Genomic DNA, 17,502 nt, shown 5'->3' with positions numbered 1-17,502 from the left:
AAATTAGCGTGATATACAATCATTTTCGTGATCATTAACCATACCGACTGCCTGCATAAAGGCATACATGGTGGTCGGTCCTACAAATTTAAAACCATTTTTCTTTAAGCTTTTTGACATTTTTTGGCTGATGTCAGTTTGTGCAGGGGCTTGTTTATAATCAGGTACATCATTGATTTGCGGTTGTTGTTCTACAAAATCCCACAACCATTGCACCATGTCGACACCTTGTGCTTTCATGTTTTGCCATGCAATTGCATTGTCACGAATGGCCTTGAGTTTACCAATATGACGAATGATTCCCGCATCTTGTAATTTATATTCGAGATGTTGATCGGTCAGATTGGCAATGTGTTCGATGGAGTGTTGGAAGAAATGTTCTCGATAAGATTCACGTTTTTTTAACACAGTAATCCATGATAGCCCTGCTTGCTGTCCTTCGAGGCAGAGCATTTCAAAAAGATGCTGTTCATCTCGATTGACTTTGCCCCACTCATGATCATGGTAGTCGATATAAAGTGGGTCATCGGAGCACCAACCACAGCGTTTAATTGTCATCGTTGTTGCTCCTGCTACTGTATTTTATTTGAATCAAAGAGATAAATTGAAAGTGTATGCTATAAGCTAAAGCTCGTCCATTGGTCATTTTTATTATCCCAATATGACAGTTTTGCCTGTGGTAAATCTGTGAATTTTACCCAAATATCTTTGCCTGTTTTATCAGCAAAACCTGTACTGATCAATAAGGCTTCTTCGGTAATTTCCATGATCCAACCTTGATGGCTTAGTCCATTTAAGACAATTTTTTGCTGATTGCCTGATTCTGCAAATTTAACCAAACGTTCAATCAACGCTTCTGACATGAAATTTTCCTAAGTCTATTTTCAACTAAAAACTTTACAATATATTAACGCAAATACGGGTAAGGATTGACTGCGCCACGTCCTTTACCATTTAAGTATAATCCATAGTGCAAGTGAGGGGCAGTGTGTCGTGCATTTCCTGTATTGCCAACGTAGCCAATTAATTCGCCACGTTTGACATAGTCGCCTTCTTTTAAACCACGTCGATGGTCATTTAAATGCGCATAGTAGTGATAGGCACCGCTTGGACCGAGTAACCAAATCACTTTACCACCCAAGTTATTATTTCTTAGGCTCATGATCACACCTTCGGTACTACTGTACACTTTTGTTCCACGTGAAGCCATGATGTCAATTCCCTCATGAACTCGCCCTGAGCTACGTGATGCATACCAAGTATCTGTTAGTTTTTGGGGTTTTACACCATCAACGGGTATGGGTAAGCGATTGGGCATCGGCATGGCTTTTAAGCGATTGATTTGTTCAATCGGTAACTGTGGTTTGCTTGGTGTTGTTTTTTTAGGGGCTGTGGTACATGCACTTAAAAGAATGGCAATAAAAGCAAGAATGCAAAGTTGAATGCTACGAGACACGAGAAATCCTTATTATTAACGGATGTTACATACTTTAAAATAAAGGTATCTTTTTAAAACAATTTTAAAGCTTACTTGACGGAGTCTTACATCAAAAGTTTTGATTTAGGGGGTAGCTTTCCGCTGGACTTACTTTTCTTTTGGGAAAAGTAAGCAAAACCATTGTCATCCGCAAAACTCGTCACCTTCTGTCAAATCTTTCAATACATCACAGAAACATTAACTTGTATATTTAGTCTTGCCTCAAACAGTTGCGGATGACGTTTTCGTGTATCCATATTCTTCAAGATTCAAAGTATGGTTTTTATGTCACTGAGTAACATTAGTTATTAATTTTTCAAGTCTAAAACACAGCTTAAAAATTGAAGATTTAAAGCGAAAACCCGTGTCTGACTATGTCATAGATTGCTTGCTGAGATCAATTTTTTCATGGCTGTAGGAATGCCCATTTGTGTAGCTTTTTGTGGCGAAAGCCATTCACCGCCAAGTTCAGCCAAGAGATACTCTTTTTGATCATTTTCAACATGGAAAATGTGCGCATTTAGAATCCAAGTAAAATGGGTAAAGCTATGTGAAATTTGCACAACTTCAGTTTTGGAAACTAATTTTAAACGCTGACAAAGCTGATCAAATTCAATGTCATTTTCAATAATCGGCAGACTCCATAAACCACCCCATAGACCTGAGTGAGGACGTTGTTGCCACAGCCATTGTCCCTCAGATTCGATTAACAGTACTTTTGCTGTTTTTACAGGGACAGCTTTTTTGGGTTTTTTATAGGGCAGTTCAGTTTCTAAACCTTGCGCATGTGCTTGGCAATGTTGTTGCATCGGGCAGTATAGGCACAGTGGTTTTTTCGGGGTGCAAATAGTTGCGCCTAAGTCCATAATCGCTTGGGTATAGTCATGGTTGCGTTCAGTCGGGCATAAGTCTTCTGCACGTTGCCACATTTCTCGTTCATGAATCGGTTTACTAAGATCATCTTCAATGGCAAAAAAACGTGCCAAAACTCGTTTCACGTTGCCATCCATAATCACGCCGTATTGACGTAAACCAAGTGACATCAGTGCGCCGCCTGTAGAGCGTCCAATTCCCGAAAGTTCCATCCATTGTTCTAGGTTTTCAGGGAAATGTCCTTGTTGGCTGACCACACCCGCAGCTTTATGCAGATTACGTGCCCGTGCGTAATAGCCCAAGCCTGCCCAATAGGGTGCAACTTCATCCCATGAGGCTTTGCCTAAGTCATCCACTGTTGGAAAGCGTTCTATAAAACGATCAAAATATTGCAGAACGGTTTTCACTTGTGTCTGTTGCAACATGATTTCAGAAACCCAAACTTTGTACGGATCATCCGTGACTTGCCACGGCAGATCATGACGACCATGTTGATCGAACCACGTAAGAAGTGCATCTGAAAATGAAAATTGCGACATATTGATCATGAACGAGGGAGGAAAAACTTGAGCTTTAGTATAGCGAAATGTACTGTTGGATGAGATGGATTTATTTTAAAGCTAAAAGTAAAGAAAGACGGCAATGCGTTTTCCTTTGAGTATCTGAATTGATTTATCTAGAGAAAAGATTAATTTTCAGCCACTACACCCCAACGTTTATCCAATTTCAAAGCTTGATTCGGATAACGTGGAATAATGTGAATATGGAAATGTTCCGCTTGTTCTTCACCAAAAACATTACCATCATTAAATGCGATATGAAAACCTTCAGGTTGATAACGAAGTTTTAATTCATTACGCGCCAATTCTAAAAGTGTCGATAAACTCTTACGCTCTTTTTCAGTGACATCAAAAAATGATTCAACATGACGTAAAGGGATAATGACAGAATGTCCCTTGGTTAAAGGATTCAGTTCTGGAAGAATGACACCAAATTCATTTTTATCAATGATATCGAATTCATCAAATTCACAATAAGGGCATTTTTTTTCAGTCATTTTTAAGTCCTCTTTGTCTATTTTAAATCGACACATTCAGCATTTTTATTATGCCAATGTACGATCTAAAAGGCTGTACATTGCAGCCAATCCAGTTTTTTCAGCCTCTTGGTTATAACCTAAATCGACACCATTGGCTTTGGCACGTTCATCGGCTTGTGGGTTACTAAAGCCATGTTTTGCATCTTTGAGTACGATGACTTCAGATTTAACTTGAGCATTGCTCATTTCTTGTTTAAATGATTCAACATCTGCTAAAGACACCATACTGTCTTTTTCACCATGTAGAACCAAGACTTCAGCTTTAAAAGTATCTTGTTCAGCAGCTTGTTGGGCAGATAAATTGGCATGGAACGTGACCACAGCTTTTAAATCTGCGCCTGAGCGTGCTAAATCTAAAATGACTTTACCGCCATAACAAAAACCAATCGCAGCAAGGCGTGTTGCATCTACTTCAGGTTGTGCAGCAAGTGTGGCTAAACCTGCGGATGCACGATCTATAATGGTTCCAGCTGTTTGAAAGGTTTGCATCATCCATTCATTGGCTTGTGATGCAGTTGTAGTCACGTTTTTATTGCCATACATATCAATTGCCAATGCAGCAAAACCATGTTCAGCAAGTTCACGAGCACGTTGTTCTGTATATTCGTTACGTCCCCACCATTCGGGTGAAACAATGACACCTGCAACAGCTTGTGTAGATTCAGGTGCAGCAAAATAACCGATGAGCGTTGTGCCATCTTTTGCTTGATATTGAATTTCACGGGTTGTTATTGCATGAGCCATCTGTTAAATCCTTGTATATCAGTGAGAATGATCTTGATTAAAGCATAAATAATAAGAATTCAAATGACTAATTTACGAATACTTACGATAGAAATGTGAGAAATTATGAATCTTATAAAAGTAGAAAAGGCATAAAAAAAGAAGGTGTTTTAAACCTTCTTTTTTATTTAGTGAGAATTAGAAGCTTGTTAAACTTTCCCTCTGGATAGAAATCCAACAATTGCAAGAATCACTGCAATCACCAGTAGAATAATTGCAAATTCTTTTGATAATCCTGCGACACCACCGAAACCAAATAAACTTGCAACTAAGGCGATTACAGCAAAGATAATAGCCCAACGAAACATATTCTAATCTCCGTTTTGTTTTTATGTCGTTTTACTATAGGTATAAATGGCAACTGGGTTTGTGATGTTGTGTTTAATTCATGTGAAAAAACATTTGATATCTACACATGATGAGATAGAGCTTATTTATGAAATTTTTACTGATTTTATTATGTGTTAATTCAACTAAAATAAAGGCTCAATGATCGAGAGATGATAACTTAAAAATTAAGCTCTACCTCTAAAAATAAACCCAAAAGCGGCTAAAATGGCAGCGAGAATTAAAAATAAAATTCCAAATTTTTTAGAGATACCCGCAAGATCGTAGAACCCTAATAAACTGATGATTAAAGCAAGGATCATTGCAAAAATTGCCCATCGAAACATTGTTTTACCTCCATCTCTGATTGACAAGTTGAGTATAAATTTTCTTCGATCTCGCTGTTGTTGCGTTCTGTGTAAAAAATGTGATGAATGTCTTGATATGTAATCCATTTGTGATGTTTTATATTTTCTCGTTTATATTGTTATAGCAGTATAATATATCCATTATTTCATGTAATTGAATGGCTTTATGACACTCGAAATTCGTCCGCAATTTTGGAAAAAATATACTCTCACCGAGTTAAATCAAGCTGAGTGGGAAGCATTGTGTGATGGTTGTGGTTTGTGTTGTTTAATCAAACTTGAAGATGATGAAACGCATGAAATTGCCTATACCAAAGTGGCGTGTAAGTTATTGGATTGCCAAACAGGGCATTGTTCAGATTATGCAAACCGTTTCCAGCATGTACCAGACTGTGTACAACTGACACCTGAAAAATTAGAACACATTCATTGGTTACCTTCTACGTGTGCTTATCGACGTGTGTATGAAGCCAAGAACCTACCCAATTGGCATCATTTAATCACAGGTTCTCGACATAACGTGATTAAGGCAAGAAAGTCAGTCGCAGGGCGTTGTATTTCGGAAACAGATGTCGATGAAGACGAAATTGATGAATATATTGTACGTTGGGTACGTTAAATTGGTTATACAATATTTAAAATAATAATTGATAATCATTATCAAATGATAATATGATCAATCAATTTCAAATTTTAGCTATAATCGAAAATGATTGTTGTAAACGTGTTGTGGAAAAAATTTGGCTTTCATCTATTGATAATAAGCCTTTGTTTTAGTGCTGCTTTGAATGTGTCTGCAAAGCCTGACTTAAAGCCATTGGGTGAAAATATCGCTGATCAAGGTTCGCAGTATTACCAATTTAAAGTTCAGAATTTCCAATCAGCTGATCGTTTACGCAATTATAAAGTATGGTTAGCGATCCCTAAGCATCACAATAAAAATCAATCATTACCAGCACTCTATCTGCTGGATGGTAATTCAGTCATGTCACGTTTAGATGAGCAACTGCTGAAAAATCTATCTGAGCATGATCGTCCAGCACTTATTGCCATTGGTTATCAAAGTAATTTACCTTTTGAATCGGCCTCACGTTCAGTGGATTACACTCCGCCTGATGAATCAGGAAAAATCACGCCTGATCCACGCAATCCTGAACGGATGGCGGGCGGAAGTCATCCGTTTAGGCAGGTCATTTTTGAGCAGATCATGCCTTGGGTGAATACTCAAGTGAAATTGGATGTACAACGTACGGCACTCTGGGGACATTCGTATGGCGGGTTATTTGTTTTAGATACAGTCTTGAATGCACACCAAAATGAGCAAAGGTTCTCTCATTATTTTGCCGCGAGTCCATCATTATCATGGGCTGACTCTCGAATGTTAAAAGCAATTCAAAATGCTCAAATTGATTGGAAAAAAGGGCAAAAATTGTTGGTGATGGAAGGGGATTTGGTTCAGTCCGTAGGTGAACAGAAGAGTCCAAATGCAGACAGTTCAATGATTGAAAATAATCGTCAGGCGGTGCGCGATCTGGCTGATAAAGGCGTTGATGCAAGATTGATGCTGTACCCACATTTAAGTCATGGACAGGTATTCCAAGCATCATTGATGGATGTTTTAAACAATCGTTTATTTTAATTTATCGCTATTACTTAGTTTGTGTTGATTCACTTTAATCACTGAATTTTAACTTTGAAAATATCCTATTTAATGCTTTCCATAGTAGACTAGGGAAAGCATTCACCAATTAAAAAAGCAGCATGTCAGACACTAATATTCCACTTCCTGAACGCCTACGCCCTCGTGATTTGTCTGAAATTATTGGGCAAGATCATTTGCTTGGTACAGATGCGCCTTTGCGTCAAATGATTGATCAAGGACATTTACCTTCAATTATTTTTTGGGGTCCGCCAGGTGTAGGAAAAACCACGATTGCGCTATTGCTTGCACAAGCAGTCGATCGTCCATTTGTGAGTTTGTCTGCACTGAATACAGGGGTTAAGGAACTCCGTGAAGTGATTGCTGAAAGTGGTGATTTGCTGACACCTGTGGTTTTTATTGATGAAATTCATCGTTTTAATAAGTCGCAACAAGATGCTTTATTGAATGCTGTCGAAAAGGGCAAAATTACTTTAATTGGTGCGACCACTGAAAACCCATCTTTTGAAGTGAATAGCGCATTATTGTCACGTTGTCAGGTTTACACCTTAAAAGCATTGGACAATGAAGCGATTGAAGAATTGATTCGTCGTGCTATTCAACAAGATCAATTTTTGCAAGAACGTCATATTCAAATTGAAGAGTTTGATGCACTGGTTCAGTTCGCTGCGGGTGATGCACGTAAGGCTTTAAATTTGATCGATTTGGTTGCCAGTACCTTTGAACCTGAAATTGAAAATATTGTCACCAATGCGATTGTAGTCAAAGTCGCACAGCAAAATATTGCACGTTATGACAAATCAGGCGAGCAACATTACGACCTTGTTTCTGCATTTATCAAATCAATTCGGGGTAGTGATCCAGATGCGACTTTGTATTGGATGGCGCGCATGTTGAAAGGTGGTGAAGATCCCGTATTTATTGCGCGTCGTATGCTGATTGCTGCTTCAGAAGATATTGGAAACTCGAATCCAAATGCACTGTTATTGGCTGGAGAATGTTTCCGTTCGGTACAGGCGGTTGGAATGCCAGAATGCCGAATTATTCTTGGACAATGTGCGGTGTATTTAGCAACCAGTGCTAAGAGTAATAGTACCTATTTAGCCATTAATAAAGCTTTAGAATTGGCAGAGCGTACGTCAAATTTACCTGTACCATTACATTTAAGAAATGCACCGACCAAGTTAATGAAAGAACAAGGTTATGGCGTGGATTATCTCTATCCACATAATTATCCAGAACATTTTGTCCGTCAGGAATATTTGCCGCCAGAGTTAAAGGGCACAAAATTGTACGAATCTGCACGTAATAAACGTGAGGTTGAGGGTGAGCGTTTACAGCAACGTCGTTGGCAACAGGAACAGCAACAACAGTAATTTTGTTTTGTTACTGCTGAGGTATATTCTAAAATTTCTAAGCAGGATTCTTTGTCGAAGGTCACAGAAAGGTTTAAAATATGGCTAAAATTTGAATTAGGCTGATTTCATTTAAAAAGCAATTCATTGGGATTAATGGATGTTTTAAATGATTTAAATGAATAGACATGTTATGAAATTATCTGCTTTAATTTTGGCTGTATTATTTACGCTACCGATGATCAGCCATGCTGAAGTATCTACAAACATAACTTCACGCGTTCAAACGAGTCAAACCACAGCACCGTTCAAAACGTTATATCAACAAAACTTTGCACAGCAACAATCCATTCCGACGGGTTGGCGGATTCCTGGTAATAATCCAGGCACTGTTCATGTGGAAAATGGCACATTAAACATCGATGGTCGTGCCAATGCCTCAGCACCAACCACAATTCTATTGCCACAAAATTTAGAAAAACAACAAAATTATCGCATTGATTTTGAATTCACTTTAGACCAGCCTGTGAATCGTTCACGTTGGGGCAGTGTGATCTATGATGTGACAGAAACGCAGGGTGTGATTCCGAACAGTTATTATCAATTTACACTACGTGCTGATACGTCTGCAAAAAATGGGACTGAATTTGGTCGCCGTAAAAGTAATGGTTCATGGGATGTGATTGAAACCAAAGGCTATTCTGAAAATATACATCCAAATCAGTGGTATAAAGCAAGTATTGTGGTTTCTGGACAACGTGTACAACATTATTTAAATAATCAACTCATGCAAGACACTGAAATTGAGAAATTATCTGCCAAAGGTGGAATCGGTTTTTCAGTGACGGGCTTAATTCTTAAAATTAAAAAACTACACGTTTTTGAACAAGTAAGTACCTTGCCAGAATTAAAGAATAAAGTAATACAAGTTCAAGACATTCCAAGCAATGTCGGTTTAGCCCCGACCATTATTCAGACGATTGTTAGTGCAAATAGTGCAATGAATATTGCCAATCAACAGTATTATCAACTTGATGCCAATTTAAACTTAATTGATCAAGCGGGACAGCTTGTAGAACATTTGCAACACTATCTCAGCAATCCAAAACGTCAAACTATTGCTGTATTAGAAGTCAAAGATATTCAGGTTCTAGAGGCTTTAAAATTATTCTCAAAAACACAAGACATTAGCGACATTACTTTATTGTCAAAGAATGAAGAGATTTTGAAATCGGCTCATCAACTGGTCCCTCAAGTCCGTACTGCTTTAGATCTAAGTGCAGAAAAATTAAAAGATAATCAGAAAGTATTGTCTGACATGGTACGACGTACCAATCAAGCTTATGCACGAATTGTGATATTGCCAGAAAACCTCGCCAATAAATCCAGTATCAGTTTTATTCAACGGCATTTGATGACCGTATGGATGAAGTCTTCCACCAGCCAAGTACAGGATGTAGCTTATATTTTAACGTCTGGCGTGAATGGTGTGATCACGACGCAGAGTCCTTTGTTCACGCAAGTTTTACAGCAATTTCCAAAAAATACGTTATTACGCAAACCTTTTATTATTGGGCATCGTGGGGTTCCTGATTTAGAAGATGAAAATACCTTAGAAAGTGCCAAACATGCGGTAGTATTGGGAGCTGATATTGTTGAAAATGATATTTATTTGACTAAAGATCAACAACTTGTAGTGATGCATGATGCGACGGTTGATCGTACGACAACTGCAACGGGCAAGATTGAGGAGATGACACTTGCTCAAGTAAAACAACTAAAAACCAAAAATAAAGGCTATCAAATCCCAACCTTAGCCGAATATTTTTCAGCATTTAAAAAAAATCCTAACTTTGTATTAATGATTGAAATGAAAAGTGCTAACCCTGCTTTAGTTCCTAAAATGCAGGAAGAAATTAAAAAATACCAAGTTGAAAATCAGGTGGTAACGACTTCATTTAATACGGCTCAAGTTGCGCGAGCTCAGTCTCAAATTCCAGAGATTTCTCGAGGTTTATTGGTGGGAAATATGCCAAATAGCCGCAGTGTTTTAGCCAATGTCAAACAGATTAATGCAGATGTTCAAAAATATAATTCGACCTATAATCCAGCGTATCGTGCGGATTTAATTGCTCTTTTGGAAAATACCAAACATCGTGGTATTAGTTTTTGGCCTTGGGCTTTAGATGCGGAAACCTTTAAGAAACTCTATATTGCAGGGACTTATGGGATTACCACTAATTCATCACAGCTTTATTCTAAATACATCGTTGATATTCAAGCACCGAAAAGTGCTCAAGTTCAAAGGGGGAACCCTGTATCTATGAATGTAGAATTAAAACAACAGGATGGTCAAGAATTTAATGAAGTGACGGATCATTTTGTTGTTTTAGCGGGTTCGCCACAATATGAGTTTAAAAATGGTCAGTTGTATTTTCTAGAGAAAGGAACTGCTTATATTTTGGCGGGTTATAAATATCAAATGGATGCACAGAACTATTATCAAATTTTTTCTACACCTGTGAAAGTTACGGTGAAATAGAAGAGATACAGTTGGTTTGTATGTGATTTAAAATAGCAAGGAGAGCACTTAAAAGTGCTCTCCCATACAAATACATTGATGTAAGTTATTGATTATTCTACAGTTACGGATTTTGCGAGATTTCGTGGTTGGTCAACATCTGTACCACGAAGTACTGCAACATGATAAGAAAGCAACTGAACTGGAACACTATAAACAATTGGTGCTAACCAAGTATTTACAGTCGGTACATGCACGACATGTTGACGGTCTTGGTTTTTGATTCCACTGTTTTCATCCGCGAAAACAAATAATTCGCCACCACGTGCTTGTACTTCTTCCATGTTTGATTTGAGTTTATCTAACATGTCATCTTTCGGTGCAAGAATTACTACAGGCATGTCATTGTCTACTAATGCAAGTGGACCATGCTTCAGTTCACCCGCAGCATAACCTTCTGCATGGATATATGAAATCTCTTTTAATTTCAATGCGCCTTCAAGTGCAATTGGGAACTCTGTGCCACGACCTAAGAATAGGCAATGTTGTTTTTCTTTAAACAGTTCAGAAAGACGTAAAATAGCTTTATCACCTTGCAAGGTATCCAAAATGACTTTTGGCAAGTGCCATAAAGCTGAGGTGATTTCTGTAATTCGTTCTTCAGAAATTGTTTGTTTGACTTGACCTAATTTTAGAGTCAGCAACATTAATGCTGCAAGTTGGGTGGTAAATGCTTTAGTAGAAGCCACACCAATTTCAGGACCTGCAAGCGTCAATAAATGGTGATTAGTTTCACGTACCATTGATGATGTTGCAACATTACAAATGGTCATCGTACTGATATTTAAGCCTTTTGCTTTAGCACGCTTTTGAGTATCACGTAGTGCAGCTAAAGTATCCGCAGTTTCCCCAGATTGTGAAATACAAACGTAAAGTGTATTACCAACAATCACAGGTGAGCGATAACGGAACTCGCTAGCAATTTCGACTTGGCAAGGTAAGTCGATCAGCTGCTCTAACCAATATTTCGCAATCATCCCAGCATGGTAACTGGTACCACATGCAAGAACTTGTACTTGCTGAATATTTTTAAAATCTAACTCTGCATTTTTTAAGAAGTCATCACGTAAAGCATTGCCATTTAAAGCTTGAGAAATGGTTTGCTGAATGGCTTCAGGTTGCTCGTAAATTTCTTTAAGCATGTAGTGCTTATATTCGCCTTTAGACGCATTACTTATAGTTGCATCTAGCTCTTTGACTGGGCGTTCTACAGCTTGACCATTTACAAATACTTCAATTGAACTACGGGTTAAACGTGCAATATCGCCTTCTTCAAGGTACATAAAGCGATTCGTCACAGGTAATAGTGCGAGTTGATCAGAACTGATGAAGTTTTCACCAATGCCCAAACCAATGACCAATGGCGATCCTTCACGCACCGCGATCAATTCATTTGGATGATCTGTATGTACGATACCTAGGGCATACGCACCTTTGAGCTGTGGAACCACTTGTTCAACTGCTTTGAGTAGATCAGGTGTAGATTTCAAAGCTTCATGCACTAAATGTGCAACCACTTCTGTATCAGTCTGTGAGGTAAACACATAACCAAGGGCTTCGAGATCGTCTTTAAGCTCTTGATAATTTTCGATAATACCATTATGAACTACAGCTACATTACTTGAAATATGCGGGTGCGCATTATTTTCAGTTGGTTTACCATGGGTCGCCCAACGGGTATGTGCGATCCCCAAAGAACCTAAAATATTAGACTCAGAAACCGCTTGTTCAAGGTTTGCAACTTTACCGACACGACGTTCACGTAAAATTTGACCATGATCGACCAATGCAACACCAGCAGAGTCATAACCACGGTATTCAAGGCGTTTTAAGCCTTCGATTAAAATATTTGTAATGCTACGTTCAGCAACGCCACCAACAATTCCGCACATCGTTATATCCTCTTATTTCGTAGTCTTTTGGGGACGTTGATAATTTTCTTTAGAAATTTGTTTTGCACGTTCAAATGCAAGGCTATTGTCAGCAACATCATGCGTAATCACTGAGCCTGCACCTGTTGTTGCACCATTGCCAATTTTTACAGGGGCAACCAATGAGTTATTGGTACCGACAAAGGCATTGTCGCCAATGATCGTTTTGTGTTTATTGGCACCATCATAGTTACAGGTAATGGTACCTGCACCAATATTCGATTCAGCACCGATTTCTGCATCACCTAAGTAGGCAAAATGGTTGGCTTTCGATGCATGACCAATCGAAGTATTTTTCACTTCTACAAAGTTACCGATATGTACTTCATTCGCCAGTTTTGCACCAGGACGTAAGCGGGCAAATGGACCAATTTGTACATTTTTACCGACAACAGCATTGTCAAACACGCTATACGGTTGAACTTTAGTACCTGCAGCAATTTTGGTATTTTTAATCACACAGCCTGCACCAATTTCGACATTGTCACCAAACTCACAAACACCTTCGATGATGACATTGATGTCGATTCGTACATCTTGCCCGACATTGAGTTGACCACGTAAATCAAAACGAGAAGGGTCTATTAAATGAACACCTTGTTGCATTAATTTCTTTGCTTGATAATTTTGAAATTCACGTTCTAAAGCAGCAAGTTGTACGCGGTCATTGACACCTTCAACTTCAAAAGCCAATTCGGGTTGAATCGAAGCGATTTCCATCCCATCTGCCAAAGCCATTGCCACGATATCGGTCAGGTAATATTCACCTTGCGCATTATCATTGCTGAGTTTAGGCAACCATTCATGCAATTTGGCATTGCTGACACAGTAGATTCCTGTGTTAATTTCTTTGATTTGACGCTGTTCTTCTGAAGCATCTTTATGTTCAACAATGGCTTGAATTTTACCATCTTTGCGTACAATACGACCGTAACCTGTTGAATCATCCAAGGTTAAAGTCACCAGACCAATACCTGTTGTAGTAGAGGCATCGACTAATTTTTGCAGGGTACTTTGCTGTACACAAGGCACATCACCCGACAGAATCAGTGAAATTCCATCTTGTGGTAATACAGGCAAAGTGACTTTAACGGCATGACCAGTACCGAGTTGTTCTGTTTGTTCAACCCATTCTACATTTTCATTGGCAAAGGCATTTTGAACCAGATCACCGCCGTGACCAAAGATTGTTATAATATTTTTTGCTTGTAATTGTTTTGCTGTTTCAATCACATGACCAAGTAAAGGACGACCTGCTAAAGGTTGAAGTACCTTGGGCAAACTAGAACGCATACGCGTACCTTTACCTGCAGCAAGAATGATCACAGTTGTTGACATATCACACCTAACTGATTTGGCTTAAGCCATTTTAAAATATAAATAAATTACAATACAAATTGCTGCCCAGAAACCAGCAATGATGTCATCAAACATAATGCCAAAGCCACCATCGACTTTTTGATCAATGACACGGATTGGCCAAGGTTTCCAAACATCAAATAAACGGAACAATGCAAAACCGACCAATACCCAAATCCAATTCATTTGACCAAAATAAATGAGAGGAAGAAAGGTGATTGATTGTCCTGCAAATTCATCCCAAACAATACGCCCATCATCATGTACATGGATGATGTCAGCTGTTTTGCCACAAATCCAAATTCCGACCAGTGACATGATCAATATCGCTAAAATGGAGGCATAAAAACCAATTGCAAGCCAAATGGGAACGAATAATAAGGCGAATGCTGAACCAAACGTACCTGGCGCTTTAGGTGCTAAACCAGAACCAAAACCTACACCACAAAAGACGATGCAACGTTCAGCCCAAGTCATATTTTTAAAGATGATTGGAGGTTTATGCAAAATGTTGATATCCATTTAAATGAAGAGGATGATCTAAGCCATCTTTTTCAAAGACTAATCCGCGTTGTTGAGTAATTTCACCGATGATTGTAGTTTTTACATTCGGCTGTAATTGCAAAAGTTTTTGGTAGTTTTGCATTGTTATTGTAAAGCATAACTCATAATCATCACCACCCGCTAAGGCATATTTCCATCGCTGATTGTTATCTAAATCCCTTAAAGCATTATTAATAGGGAGTTGATCTAGCTGAATTTTTGCACCGACATCAGATGCATTTAATATATGGCCTAAATCTTGAGCTAAACCATCTGAAACGTCAATCATACTTGAGGCTAAACCCTTCAACATGTCACCTAATTCACAGCGTGGAGTTGGGTAGTCTAAGCGTTGTTGTAATGGATGACCTAAATGTTGTAAAGCAAAAGCTGCATCGCCAACTGAACCACTGACCACAATCAGATCACCAACTTGTGCACCTGAACGTGTCACAGCTTTGCCTGTTTCAATCCAACCGAGTGCTGTCACACTGAGGGTCAAATGTGGACTTTGCGTGGTATCACCACCAATTAAACGTACCCCAAATTGATCGCAACAATCATATAAACCCTGACTAAAATCTTTCAGCCAGTCATGATCAATTTGGGGTAGGCTCAATGCCAGAAGAATACTGTGTGGTTTGGCTCCCATTGCAGCAATGTCAGATAAATTGACAGCAACAGATTTCCAACCAATCGCATGTGGGGATGTATCGAGCGGGAAATGTCGTCCAGCGACCAAAGTATCTGCACAAATCACCAGCTGATGATTTCGCGGAGGGGTGAGCAGGGCTGAGTCATCGCCGACCCCCAAATCTACGTCAGTATTATTTCGACGATTGAAATAGGTTTCAATAATTGAAAACTCAGCCATGTAAAAACAACTTATTTCGCTTGTTGCTTTTCTGCATCACGGAGGCTAGTTGCCAAACGGTCTAATACACCATTGATGTATTTGTGACTGTCTGCACCACCGAAGTGTTTTGCCAGTTCAATGGCTTCATCAAGTACGACACGGTATGGAATTTCAAGATGATCTTTCAATTCATACGCGCCTAAACGTAATGTAGCAAGTTCGACACCATCCAATGCTTCGATCTCACGATCTAGAACTGGAATCAGTAAAGCATCCAATGCTTCATGATTTGCAATCACAGCAGTGAGCAACTCATGATAATAGCCGAGATCCACTTTATGCATCGCATTGTCAGCACGTGTACGTGCTTCGATTTCATGCACTGGGTTGTGGCTCATTTGCCATTCATAAATCCCTTGTACAGCAAAACGACGAGCTTTACGTTTTGCTGCATAAGTAGCTTGGAGTGTTTGCGACATGCTTTAAATTGCCTTTAACAGGTTAACCATTTCAATTGCAGTAAGGGCAGCTTCGCCACCTTTATTACCTGCTTTTGTACCAGAGCGTTCAATCGCCTGTTCAATACTGTCAGTCGTCAATACGCCATTGATTACAGGTAAGCCAGTGTCTAAACCAACTACACCTAAACCTTTAGCACATTCACCTGCAACGAAGTCGAAATGTGGTGTACTACCACGAATCACTGCGCCAAGTGCGATGACTGCATCGAATTTACCAGAAGCAGCTAATTTTTTAGCAACTACAGGTAGTTCCCATGCACCTGGTGCATGAACGACAGTGATATTATCGTCGCTTACACCATGGCGATGCAATGTATCAATTGCACCTTCTAATAAATGTTCAACAACAAAGCTGTTAAAACGACCAACTAAAATCGCGTAACGGTCTTCGCTTGCGAGATGTAATAAACCTTCAATTCGGCGAATCGCCATAGCAACCTCGATGTATTTAATAGTGAAGTTATTTATTCGTCGCTACTTTCTCCATAAGAAGTAGTAGTGACGATCAAAAAATTATTGCGCTGTTTTGTTGTCAGCAGTGATGTATTCCACCACTTCTAAATTAAAGCCTGATAATGCATTAAAACGTAATGGTGAGCTGAGAAGCTTCATTTTCTCTACACCAAGATCACGTAAAATTTGTGCACCCACACCAATGGTTTGATACTGTTGTGAAAGTGCAGCATTTGATTTGGTTGGTTTTGGCTTGCCTAGGTTTTCAAGTGCAGGACCGAGGTCAGTCAGATGACGTTGACCAATCCAGACTAAAACACCACGATCACTTTCAGCAACCGTCTTAAGTGCTTTGTCCAAGTTCCATGCGGCTTCACCATCTTGCTTATTCAATTTGAGCAAGTCACGTGCAGGATTAAAACCATGTACACGAACAGTGGTTACGCCTTCTTTAGGCTCACCTTTAACTAAAGCCAAATGAATATCTGGATTACCAATTTCGCGATAACGGTATAGTTCAAAAGTACCGTATTCTGTGTCGATGCTTTGTTGATCAATGCGTTCAACAGTTTGCTCATTGGTCATACGATAATGAATTAGATCTGCAATCGTACCAATTTTTAAACCATGCTTTTCTGCAAATACTTCAAGGTCTGGACGACGTGCCATCGAACCATCTTCATTGATAATTTCGCAAATGACAGAAGCAGGTTCTAAACCAGCCAAACGTGATAGGTCACAGCCAGCTTCAGTATGACCTGCGCGATGTAATACACCACCAGGTTGAGCCATCAATGGGAAAATATGACCGGGTTGCACGATGTCAGCAGGTTTGGCATGCGCAGCGACTGCTGTTTGAATGGTATGTGCGCGTTCTGCCGGTGAAATACCCGTAGAAATACCGTTTGCTGCTTCAATTGAAAGCGTGAAATTTGTACCGTGTTGAGCACCATTGCTATCTACCATTAATGGCAAATCGAGTTGTTTACAGCGTTCACGGCTTAAAGTTAAACAGACTAGACCACGAGCATGGGTGATCATAAAGTTGATGTCTTCAGGATGTACGTGTGTTGCAGCAATGACTAAATCGCCTTCATTTTCACGATCTTCATCATCCATCAGGATAACCATTTTCCCTGCACGGATGTCTGCTACAAGCTCTTCAACGGTATTGAGCGGCATCAACCTTCACCTTTTTGTTCTGTCGTATGACATTTTCGTTTAATTGATTCGGCACATAGTTTACGTGTTTTTACGTATTTTGCCTATGTTAATCATCTTCCTTTGCGCTACATAGTTATACACAAGCTTGTAGG

General features: G+C 39.2%; 19 protein-coding genes. 4 read left to right on the top strand and 15 right to left on the bottom strand.

From position 1 onward, the window contains the following. Nucleotides 1-3: 3 nt before the first annotated feature. From EXE09_RS07920 to EXE09_RS07885, 8 genes are all read right to left on the bottom strand, one after another. Nucleotides 4-558 (bottom strand): DNA-3-methyladenine glycosylase I, encoded by a 555-nt coding sequence (locus EXE09_RS07920; RefSeq protein WP_130116901.1) that lies wholly within the window; start codon nucleotides 556-558, stop codon nucleotides 4-6. Nucleotides 559-617: 59 nt separating this feature from the next. Beyond that, the gene (locus EXE09_RS07915) at nucleotides 618-863 is read right to left on the bottom strand and encodes a hypothetical protein (protein ID WP_130116900.1); all 246 of its coding nucleotides are present in this window, start codon (nucleotides 861-863) and stop codon (nucleotides 618-620) included. Nucleotides 864-907: 44 nt separating this feature from the next. Further along, the gene (locus EXE09_RS07910) at nucleotides 908-1,456 is read right to left on the bottom strand and encodes a M23 family metallopeptidase (protein WP_068973372.1); all 549 of its coding nucleotides are present in this window, start codon (nucleotides 1,454-1,456) and stop codon (nucleotides 908-910) included. 398 nt (nucleotides 1,457-1,854) lie between these two features. Then, nucleotides 1,855-2,889, bottom strand: coding sequence for an A/G-specific adenine glycosylase (gene mutY, locus EXE09_RS07905; RefSeq protein ID WP_130116899.1), 1,035 nt, complete (start codon nucleotides 2,887-2,889; stop codon nucleotides 1,855-1,857). A 149-nt stretch (nucleotides 2,890-3,038) separates the two neighbouring features. Next, nucleotides 3,039-3,407, bottom strand: coding sequence for an HIT family protein (locus EXE09_RS07900; protein WP_068973374.1), 369 nt, complete (start codon nucleotides 3,405-3,407; stop codon nucleotides 3,039-3,041). Between the two features lie 48 nt (nucleotides 3,408-3,455). Continuing rightward, nucleotides 3,456-4,193 carry a dienelactone hydrolase family protein gene (locus EXE09_RS07895; protein WP_130116898.1) on the bottom strand — a complete coding sequence of 246 codons (738 nt, stop codon included), beginning with the start codon at nucleotides 4,191-4,193 and terminating at the stop codon, nucleotides 3,456-3,458. A gap of 188 nt (nucleotides 4,194-4,381) precedes the next feature. After that, on the bottom strand, nucleotides 4,382-4,540 hold the full coding sequence (locus EXE09_RS07890) for a DUF1328 domain-containing protein (RefSeq protein WP_068973376.1): 159 nt from the start codon (nucleotides 4,538-4,540) through the stop codon (nucleotides 4,382-4,384). 207 nt (nucleotides 4,541-4,747) lie between these two features. Continuing rightward, nucleotides 4,748-4,906, bottom strand: coding sequence for a DUF1328 domain-containing protein (locus EXE09_RS07885; RefSeq protein WP_068973377.1), 159 nt, complete (start codon nucleotides 4,904-4,906; stop codon nucleotides 4,748-4,750). A 187-nt stretch (nucleotides 4,907-5,093) separates the two neighbouring features. Between EXE09_RS07885 and EXE09_RS07880 the strand changes: the two genes are divergently transcribed. From EXE09_RS07880 to EXE09_RS07865, 4 genes are all read left to right on the top strand, one after another. Further along, complete coding sequence (locus tag EXE09_RS07880; RefSeq protein WP_087553371.1) at nucleotides 5,094-5,546, top strand: YcgN family cysteine cluster protein; 453 nt, start codon at nucleotides 5,094-5,096, stop codon at nucleotides 5,544-5,546. Between the two features lie 90 nt (nucleotides 5,547-5,636). After that, nucleotides 5,637-6,566: an alpha/beta hydrolase gene (locus EXE09_RS07875; protein ID WP_130116897.1), complete on the top strand. Its 930-nt coding sequence runs from the start codon at nucleotides 5,637-5,639 to the stop codon at nucleotides 6,564-6,566. A gap of 122 nt (nucleotides 6,567-6,688) precedes the next feature. Next, nucleotides 6,689-7,963: a replication-associated recombination protein A gene (locus tag EXE09_RS07870; protein ID WP_130116896.1), complete on the top strand. Its 1,275-nt coding sequence runs from the start codon at nucleotides 6,689-6,691 to the stop codon at nucleotides 7,961-7,963. A gap of 172 nt (nucleotides 7,964-8,135) precedes the next feature. Continuing rightward, nucleotides 8,136-10,484 carry a glycerophosphodiester phosphodiesterase family protein gene (locus tag EXE09_RS07865; RefSeq protein ID WP_130116925.1) on the top strand — a complete coding sequence of 783 codons (2,349 nt, stop codon included), beginning with the start codon at nucleotides 8,136-8,138 and terminating at the stop codon, nucleotides 10,482-10,484. Nucleotides 10,485-10,576: 92 nt separating this feature from the next. Here EXE09_RS07865 and glmS read toward each other — a convergent pair whose 3' ends face one another. The 7 genes from glmS to ribBA all read right to left on the bottom strand — a co-directional run bounded on the left by glmS (nucleotide 10,577) and on the right by ribBA (nucleotide 17,368). Then, nucleotides 10,577-12,415, bottom strand: a complete 1,839-nt coding sequence (gene glmS / locus EXE09_RS07860) for a glutamine--fructose-6-phosphate transaminase (isomerizing) (protein WP_130116895.1) — start codon at nucleotides 12,413-12,415, stop codon at nucleotides 10,577-10,579. Between the two features lie 12 nt (nucleotides 12,416-12,427). Next, nucleotides 12,428-13,792 carry a bifunctional UDP-N-acetylglucosamine diphosphorylase/glucosamine-1-phosphate N-acetyltransferase GlmU gene (gene glmU / locus EXE09_RS07855; RefSeq protein WP_130116894.1) on the bottom strand — a complete coding sequence of 455 codons (1,365 nt, stop codon included), beginning with the start codon at nucleotides 13,790-13,792 and terminating at the stop codon, nucleotides 12,428-12,430. A 21-nt stretch (nucleotides 13,793-13,813) separates the two neighbouring features. Then, entirely contained in the window at nucleotides 13,814-14,335 is a 522-nt protein-coding gene (locus EXE09_RS07850; protein WP_130116893.1) for a phosphatidylglycerophosphatase A, read from the bottom strand. After that, the gene (gene thiL, locus EXE09_RS07845) at nucleotides 14,313-15,230 is read right to left on the bottom strand and encodes a thiamine-phosphate kinase (RefSeq protein ID WP_130116892.1); all 918 of its coding nucleotides are present in this window, start codon (nucleotides 15,228-15,230) and stop codon (nucleotides 14,313-14,315) included. The genes EXE09_RS07850 and thiL overlap by 23 nt, the downstream gene beginning before the upstream one ends. A gap of 11 nt (nucleotides 15,231-15,241) precedes the next feature. Beyond that, nucleotides 15,242-15,691 (bottom strand): transcription antitermination factor NusB, encoded by a 450-nt coding sequence (gene nusB, locus EXE09_RS07840; protein ID WP_068973386.1) that lies wholly within the window; start codon nucleotides 15,689-15,691, stop codon nucleotides 15,242-15,244. A gap of 3 nt (nucleotides 15,692-15,694) precedes the next feature. Next, nucleotides 15,695-16,165 (bottom strand): 6,7-dimethyl-8-ribityllumazine synthase, encoded by a 471-nt coding sequence (gene ribE, locus EXE09_RS07835; RefSeq protein WP_004718750.1) that lies wholly within the window; start codon nucleotides 16,163-16,165, stop codon nucleotides 15,695-15,697. Nucleotides 16,166-16,246: 81 nt separating this feature from the next. Next, on the bottom strand, nucleotides 16,247-17,368 hold the full coding sequence (gene ribBA, locus EXE09_RS07830) for a bifunctional 3,4-dihydroxy-2-butanone-4-phosphate synthase/GTP cyclohydrolase II (protein WP_130116891.1): 1,122 nt from the start codon (nucleotides 17,366-17,368) through the stop codon (nucleotides 16,247-16,249). Nucleotides 17,369-17,502: the final 134 nt, after the last annotated feature.

It is taken from the genome of Acinetobacter sp. WCHAc060025, assembly GCF_004209355.1.
Classification (GTDB): domain Bacteria; phylum Pseudomonadota; class Gammaproteobacteria; order Pseudomonadales; family Moraxellaceae; genus Acinetobacter; species Acinetobacter wuhouensis.
The sequence above is the reverse complement of the archived record's forward strand: the minus strand, read 5'-3'. Positions and strand labels throughout refer to the sequence as shown.